Origin of the sequence: Spirulina sp. 06S082 (assembly GCF_034932145.1) — a bacterium.
Lineage (GTDB): Bacteria > Cyanobacteriota > Cyanobacteriia > Cyanobacteriales > Spirulinaceae > CCY15215.
This window is the reverse complement of the sequence record NZ_JAYGHV010000325.1, coordinates 1-7,280: the sequence shown is the minus strand read 5'-3', so window position 1 is coordinate 7,280 and position 7,280 is coordinate 1. Positions and strand designations below refer to the sequence as shown.

Genomic DNA, 7,280 nt, shown 5'->3' with positions numbered 1-7,280 from the left:
TTCCATCATCTATTATTTCGCTAACGTGCTGTCCGGTAAAGCGATTTTTGGTTTCACTGACGGGGATTAAACTGCGCGGATCGCGGAAAGTTTCTCCCGGTTTAGCAATGTACCAATCATTCAAATCGAATTGTAAGCGCAGATAGCGTTTTGATTGATATCCACCCATTAATTGCTGACAAACCGTACTATCAATTTCTTGGGGTGCTGCCATAAAAATATCACTAATATGACTTGCCCATTTCATTGTTTTCCAACTTTTAACATCTTGATAAGTAAAGGGTTTCGCTGAATTTCCTGTCCCGATGGAAAGAACTGCAATATTATCTAAAGTTAAATCCTTTAAATTGCGTTCTTCTTTAATTTCATCGGAAATCATCTGCTGTTGGCTCAATAATAGTGCTTCACTGATTATTGATAAAGTTGGATTATTCGCAGCAACCCCTCCATCAATATGAGGGAATTTCCAATCGCCAAACTTTTCTTGATTTTCGGGTGTTAATTCGTAAGGAGGAAAAAAAGTCGGTGCAGAAGAGGAAGCAACGCAAATTTTCCAAAGTGGTGTATCGTCATACCAGCGATCGCCAAGATGAGGATGAAAGTTAGTAAATCGGGTCGTATTGCGATATAATGTATCGTAGGCAAGAATATGCAGAATTGGCTTGTTAATCGCTTTTATGGGTGTATTCTCTAATTGCTCCTGTAAGACTTCTTCTAAGCCCTGATGACTGTATTTGGGAGACAAAACCAATCCAGCGATGAGTTTTAAAGGCTCAGGAAGACGCTCTTTCCATGACTTAGGGAAAATGCGATCGCCATTTTGTTGATAGAGTTCTAATAGTTCTTGACAAGTTTTTCCCTTCGCTAAACCCGCCGCTAAAATCGACCCAGTAGAAACTCCGGCGATCGCATCGAAATACTCGTGCAGTTTTAGTTTTTTCTTCTCCCAGAGTTCTCTTTCTACCGCTTGTAAAATCTTTGCAGAAAGTGCGCCGCGCATTCCGCCGCCGTCTAAACTGAGAATTTTGAAGGCCATAATATTTGCTCTCGATTACTTGTTATTTATTTTTGTTCTACTTTAACTCATCAAGATTGTTTAAGAACAGTATGCGATCGGGCAAAATGCAGGCTAAAACAAATTACTTTTTTGATTAGATGAGATCAACGTGATATAGTATCTATATATTAAAAACCCACAAAGATCGACTCAAAGAATTTGGTGTAAAATCCCTTTCTCTGTTTGGTTCAGTTGCACGAGATACAGCTAGAGAAGATAGTGATGTCGATCTTCTGGTAGAATTCGATCGCCCGATTGGATTATTAGCCTTTATTCAACTCAAATACTATTTAGAAGAAATTTTAAAATGTTCCGTCGATCTCGGTACGCCAAACTCTCTAAAACCCTATCTCAGGGAATCTGTTTTTAAGGAGGTCGTGCGTGCCATCTAGAAATACAGAAGATCGCATCAAAGATATTCTCAAAGCAATTGATGAAATTGAAAATTTCACTCGAGGTATGACATTTGCAGAGTTTGAAGCCGATCCAAAAACAATTAAAGCAGTTCTATATAATACCAAATCCAGTTACCGCAGACTATCATCATCGGATCGCATGAAACCTTGTAGGGACGTTGCATGCAACGTCCCTACAGGAAGATATGAGAATATATCCTCAGCAAAGCGGATTTGGTATAATATGGCAATTATTGGAGAAGTTGCTGCTAGTCTTCTGCCAGAAATAGAAGAATCTTATCCCGATATTCCTTGGATAGCAATTCGCGGTATGCGGAATGCGATCATTCACGAATACTTCCAAGTCGATCTATCAATTATTTGGCAAACTATTCAAGAAGAATTATTAACTTTAAAAGCATCGCTACAATCAGTGGATTTACCGTAACTGTAGTAATTGCGCGGCTGTTAAAGGTGACGCTTGACCCAATTCTGACAGTAGAGGAGAAGCGATCGCGGTATCTCCTGAAAATACTGTTTCTTCATAAAGTCCCGCCACCAAAGTTAATACGGTAATCTGTTCTTGTATGGGGTCAACGATCCAATATTCAGCAATTCCTCGAGCTTGGTACTGCGATCGCTTGTAACGATAATCTCGTTCTTCATTTTCTCTCCCTGGACTCACTACTTCTACAACTAACCGAGGAGGTGGCATATCTAGCATTATAATTGAACGACTTGCACCCTCCATGACTTGCGCTAATTCCTCCGTCAGCACAACTAAATCTGGAATTCGCACGGTTGTTCGACTTCCACTGACTGCTATTTCTAGCCCAATTCTCAAGCAATAAAAAGAGATTCCCAATTGGGCAAAATAGATTAATAAAAAAGAAGCAATTCGTTGATTGCGATCGCTTTCACTCGTCATTAATAACAGTCTCCCATCCTCTAATTCGTAACGAGCATCAGTACCATCATCGTAGTTGAGAAAGTCCTCTAAAGACATAATCTCAGAGGCAATTGCTTCTTGTGCGATCGCTGCATTCGTCATATTGGCCAGTCTCCCTCATTGGGTGATACTTTTGAATCATAGCAGAAAGAGCGCAAGCATTACCCCCGACTTGCGCCCTTAATGAGACTCAATTAACCTTTTTCGACCTCTGCAACCATCAGCAAAGTTTTCAGAACCGAATCAGGATTTAAACTCATAGAATCGATCCCCGCTTCTACTAAGAACTTGGCAAACTCAGGATAATCGCTCGGAGCCTGACCGCAAATACCGATTTTGACTCCTTTTTCTTTGGCGATCGCGATCGCCATTTTCACCATGCGTTTTACCCCTTCATTGCGTTCGTCGAAAAGATGCGCCACTAAAGCAGAGTCGCGATCCAACCCCAAGACTAACTGAGTCAGGTCGTTGGAACCAATGGAAAATCCGTCGAACACGTCCGCAAATTCGTGCGCCAAAATGACATTGCTGGGCAGTTCGCACATCACATAGACTTGCAAACCATTCTCCCCTTGTTTCAGCCCTTGTTTGCCCATTTCTGCCAGCACTCGTTGCCCTTCTTCTGGGGTGCGACAGAAGGGAATCATCGGGATAACATTGGTTAAGCCCATTTCATCCCGTACTCGCTTCATCGCCTTGCATTCCAACGCAAACGCCTCGCGATATTTGGGATCGTAGTAGCGGGAGGCACCTCGCCAGCCGATCATTGGGTTTTCTTCATGGGGTTCAAAATCCTTACCTCCCAACAGGTTCGCGTATTCGTTGGTTTTAAAATCCGACATCCGCACAATTACAGGTTTGGGATAAAATGCCGCCGCGATCGTGCCGATCCCTCGCGCTAATTTGTCCACGAAGAAATCGGGTTTATGGGCATAATTTTTTGTTAGTTTTTCGATCTCGGATTTTTCAGTGCGATCGCTTAATTCATCAAAGTGCAGCAAAGCCAAAGGGTGCGCCTTAATATTATTAGCGATGATAAACTCCAAACGTGCCAAACCCACCCCATCTGAGGGAATACCCGCCAAAGCAAACGCCTGTTCGGGGTTGCCGATATTCATCAGGATTTGAGTGCGGGTTGTGGGCAAATTATCCAAGGGGGTTTCGTGAATTTCAAAAGGCAATAAACCTTGATAAATGCGCCCCTCTTCCCCTTCCGAACAAGAAACCGTTACTTCTCGTCCCGAGGCGATCGCCTCCGTTGCATCTCCACATCCCACGATCGCCGGAATGCCCATTTCGCGGGCAATAATCGCCGCGTGGCAAGTCCGTCCCCCTTGGTTCGTGACGATCGCGCTGGCTTGTTTCATAATTGGTTCCCAGTCAGGATCTGTACGGTTTGTCACCAGAACTTCCCCTGGTTTAAAAAGATCCAAATGGGAAGTATCGAGGATAAGATGTGCTTTTCCCTGACCGATCGCCGTTCCCACACTGCGACCCACGGCTAAAACCTTGCTACGTTCCTTCAATTCGTAGGTTTTGAGGACATTACCCACTTTTTGAGATTGGACGGTTTCTGGGCGTGCTTGTACGATGAAGAGTTCCCCTGTACAACCATCCTTAGCCCATTCAATATCCATCGGGGTGTTAATGCCACGCACTTGAGAATAATGTTCCTCAATTTGGATCGCCCATCGCCCTAACTGCAAGATTTCTTCATCACTTAAACAGAATTTGTCTCGTTCGGGTTCGGGAACTTCTATATTTTTTGTCAGTTTTGAGCCGCCGACATCGTACACCATTTTAATCGCCTTCGTACCCAAGCGCTTTTCTAAAATGGGGCGATATCCTGCTTTTAGGGTGGGTTTAAACACTAAATATTCATCGGGGTTGACGGCACCTTGAACCACGGTTTCCCCTAACCCATAAGCTGCAGTGATTAAAGCCGCATTTTTAAACCCGGTTTCCGTGTCGATGGAAAACATTACCCCCGAGGAAGCCAAGTCCGATCGCACCATCTTCTGGACTCCCACGGAAAGGGCGACACTGAAATGATCGAAACCGTTGCGATCGCGGTAGGAAATGGCGCGATCGGTAAACAGAGAAGCAAAACACTTATGACAGGCTTCGAGAACCCCTTTTACGCCCCGAACATTAAGATAGGTTTCCTGCTGTCCCGCAAAACTCGCTTCTGGCAAGTCTTCCGCCGTCGCACTCGATCGCACTGCCACATCCATATCTTGGGTTTGTTCCTCGCAAAGGTCGCGATACTCGGGTTTGAAGCGATCGTATATCCCCGTATTGCAGCCATTCTCCCGACACATTTTTTTATAAGCAAGGGCGATCGCGTCTTGCAAGTCTTGAGGGAAAAGCGTATGTAGAACTATAGAACGCGCTTGTCGTCCTCGCTCTTGTAAGTTCCGGACATTATTCACATCGAGATCGCTAAATAAATCTCGCAAACGTGGCTCTAAGCCCGTTGCCCGAATGTAGTAACGATAGGCGTAAGATGTTGTTGCAAAACCCGTAGGAACATTGATTCCTTTCGGTTGTAGCTGTTGGATCATTTCGCCGAGAGAGGAGTTTTTTCCCCCAACCAAATTGACATCTTCGCTCCTCACTTCGTTAAACCAGAGAATAAAAGTATTCTCTCTCGTGGTTTGGGTTGGGCGCTCTAAGTTAGCTTGTACCATATTCTTCTCCTCAAAAATTAAACTCAATACCAAAAACAATCCTGGCGATCGCAACTATGACGTGACGATGCCTCTTTTCCGTGGACCCGCGATCTATCAATTGACCTTCGTATTCCGAACCTTTTTTCTATTCGCTAAGAAGGTAGGCGATCGAAATCCGCAGAAAAATATTTAGCGATTAAATCATCAAATTTGACGATTTTGAAGATTTTCAAGACTCAAGTTACTCTTTACTGTGCAAAATTAAATCAAAGTTAGTTTGGGAATTGAACCCAGACATTATATTTTTAATAAAACCTTGACCAAAACAATTTTATTGTTGTATAATGTCCAGAGTTGCCGTTTTCTACGAAAATCCACCGAATCTTGATATAAAAGGCTTGATATAAAAGGCTTGATATAAAAAGAACGAGAGGATTACAGTGTGCGCTCAGTCTCTCCTTTCAATGACCAAGAAACGTATCTTTCGTAACACCTTTAGTTTAATCCTTTCTGAGATGTTTTAGGGCGATACTTTGAATTTGTTTACTTTGAATCTTTTTTTCAGAAAGTTTTGTTAATATATATCAAGTAATATTAAAAATCTCGTTTTCTCTGCTAAAAACCTGCTTATTTTACATTCTAGTTCTCTAGATATTTCGTTTAATCACCTGTTTGCTGTTCTCGTATTGTCAACTAATGCACCTAATGCGCCAGAATTAGAAGCAGCCTTCTGGCAACATTCAGGTAAAATCAAAAAGCGCAAGAGGATTCAACCGAGAATTGCATGGCTGATAAAAAAATTAACATTTGGATAGAAAGCGCAATGCTGGTGAGTGTTAGCGTTGGTTTAGCGTTAACGATCCGCACTTTCATTGCCGAAGCCCGCTATATCCCCTCTAAATCAATGTTGCCCACCTTAGAAGTTGGCGATCGCTTGGTGATCGAAAAAATCACCTATCTTTTCCGCAAACCCCAACGCGGGGATGTTATCGTTTTCACCCCCCCCGATAATGCCATTCGCTGTAACCCTTCTCAACCCCAAGCCCTGCCCATTAAAGATGCCTACATCAAGCGCGTCATCGGCGTACCAGGAGACACAGTAGAGGTAAAAAACGATCGGGTTTTTGTTAACGGTAATCCCTTAGAAGAAGACTATATTAACGACGTGCCTCAATATAGATTTCCCCCCGTCACCGTCCCCAAAAATCGCTATCTCGTTTTAGGAGATAATCGCAACGAGTCCTGTGATTCTCATGTCTGGGGCTTTGTCGAAGCAGAAAAGATTATTGGTCATGCGGGGTTTCGTTTCTTTCCCTTGAATCGTTTGGGGGGAATTTAGGTGTATTAGGCGATCGCCCTTGAGATTTTCCCCTTGCCCCCAACCACAAAAGTAAACTAAAAAAACAAACAAAAGAGATAAAAACTTTCAAAAATTCAAAAATTCCTAACCAAAAAATACCCCAAGGTAACATCATGCGACCGGTAGGGGAAAACAAAACAAAAATAATCTGCACGATCGCAACGATAACCCCCAAACACCCCCCTAAAAAGAGGATAATGCCCAACCACAGTTGCAGAGTTTTGCTTTTTTCTCCCAGATTTTTAAGATTGGGGAGGTTTTTAGTCGCTAAGACAGCAGATAAAGGCGAGAGAAAGCGTTGCCAGATGTTGTTGAGGTGCAGAATCTTCTCCAATCGTTTTGCAGGTCTTTTTTTCCTTCTCTGTCCTCTTCTCGGCATCATTGCAGGGGAAGGGATAGGCTGAGTTTGTTTTCTCGGTGGGACGGCTTCGGAAAATATGAGAGGTAAACTATCAGCTAAGTTGAGATATTCTATTCCCAGGGCTTGAGAATAATGCTGAATGAGGAGGCGCGTCTGTTTGGGCATAGGCAAAAGTTCCGCCCTTCCTGCTTCCAATGCCAGCAAAACGGCGGGATCGATCTGGAGTCGGGCAGCAAGGCGATCGAGAGGGCGCTTATCGCGATGAAACTGAAGCCTGACTCCAATCAGTTTCAAGCGTTCAATTTGCTGGGGTTGCCATTGGGTCATCAGTTGTAGGAGGAAAAGACTCGCATCTCAATTTATCAAAAATAGGTGATGGGGCAGCGAAAATTATTTAGGGTTCATTGCTTGTTTAACAGTCAACGGATTTACTCGAATTGCCTCCGCTTCTGGTAGAATTCAGGCGATCGCAATTTGAGGCAGATA

At 43.4% G+C, this 7,280-nt stretch carries 7 protein-coding genes; 3 read left to right on the top strand and 4 right to left on the bottom strand.

The annotated features are described in order from the left end of the window. A partial coding sequence (locus tag VB714_RS20275) for a patatin-like phospholipase family protein (RefSeq protein WP_323226498.1) occupies positions 1 to 1,036 on the bottom strand: 1,036 nt, incomplete at its 3' end. A 140-nt stretch (positions 1,037 to 1,176) separates the two neighbouring features. Between VB714_RS20275 and VB714_RS27550 the strand changes: the two genes are divergently transcribed. Next, a complete protein-coding gene (locus VB714_RS27550) occupies positions 1,177 to 1,449 on the top strand; it encodes a nucleotidyltransferase family protein (protein WP_416309749.1) in 273 nt (90 codons plus the stop codon). Then, complete coding sequence (locus VB714_RS20270) at positions 1,439 to 1,900, top strand: DUF86 domain-containing protein (RefSeq protein ID WP_323226497.1); 462 nt, start codon at positions 1,439 to 1,441, stop codon at positions 1,898 to 1,900. Before VB714_RS27550 ends, VB714_RS20270 begins: the two co-directional genes overlap by 11 nt. Here VB714_RS20270 and VB714_RS20265 read toward each other — a convergent pair. Further along, a complete protein-coding gene (locus VB714_RS20265) occupies positions 1,892 to 2,503 on the bottom strand; it encodes a Uma2 family endonuclease (protein WP_323226495.1) in 612 nt (203 codons plus the stop codon). The two genes, VB714_RS20270 and VB714_RS20265, sit on opposite strands and share 9 nt — an antisense overlap. Before the next feature lie 92 nt (positions 2,504 to 2,595). Next, positions 2,596 to 5,091 (bottom strand): phosphoenolpyruvate synthase, encoded by a 2,496-nt coding sequence (gene ppsA / locus VB714_RS20260; RefSeq protein ID WP_323226494.1) that lies wholly within the window; start codon positions 5,089 to 5,091, stop codon positions 2,596 to 2,598. 766 nt (positions 5,092 to 5,857) lie between these two features. Between ppsA and lepB the strand changes: the two genes are divergently transcribed. Then, positions 5,858 to 6,412: a signal peptidase I gene (gene lepB, locus VB714_RS20255; protein ID WP_323226493.1), complete on the top strand. Its 555-nt coding sequence runs from the start codon at positions 5,858 to 5,860 to the stop codon at positions 6,410 to 6,412. Here the strand turns inward: lepB and VB714_RS20250 are convergent. After that, on the bottom strand, positions 6,357 to 7,121 hold the full coding sequence (locus VB714_RS20250; RefSeq protein WP_323226492.1) for a helix-turn-helix domain-containing protein: 765 nt from the start codon (positions 7,119 to 7,121) through the stop codon (positions 6,357 to 6,359). The genes lepB and VB714_RS20250 overlap by 56 nt on opposite strands. Between the last annotated feature and the right edge of the window lie 159 nt (positions 7,122 to 7,280).

Excerpts from the sequence above, each read along its gene's own strand:
- VB714_RS20265 (WP_323226495.1), bottom strand. The coding sequence starts at position 2,503 with ATGACGAATGCAGCGATCGCACAAGAAGCAATTGCCTCTGAGATTATG.
- ppsA (WP_323226494.1), bottom strand. The coding sequence starts at position 5,091 with ATGGTACAAGCTAACTTAGAGCGCCCAACCCAAACCACGAGAGAGAAT.
- lepB (WP_323226493.1), top strand. The coding sequence starts at position 5,858 with ATGGCTGATAAAAAAATTAACATTTGGATAGAAAGCGCAATGCTGGTG.
- VB714_RS20250 (WP_323226492.1), bottom strand. The coding sequence starts at position 7,121 with ATGACCCAATGGCAACCCCAGCAAATTGAACGCTTGAAACTGATTGGA.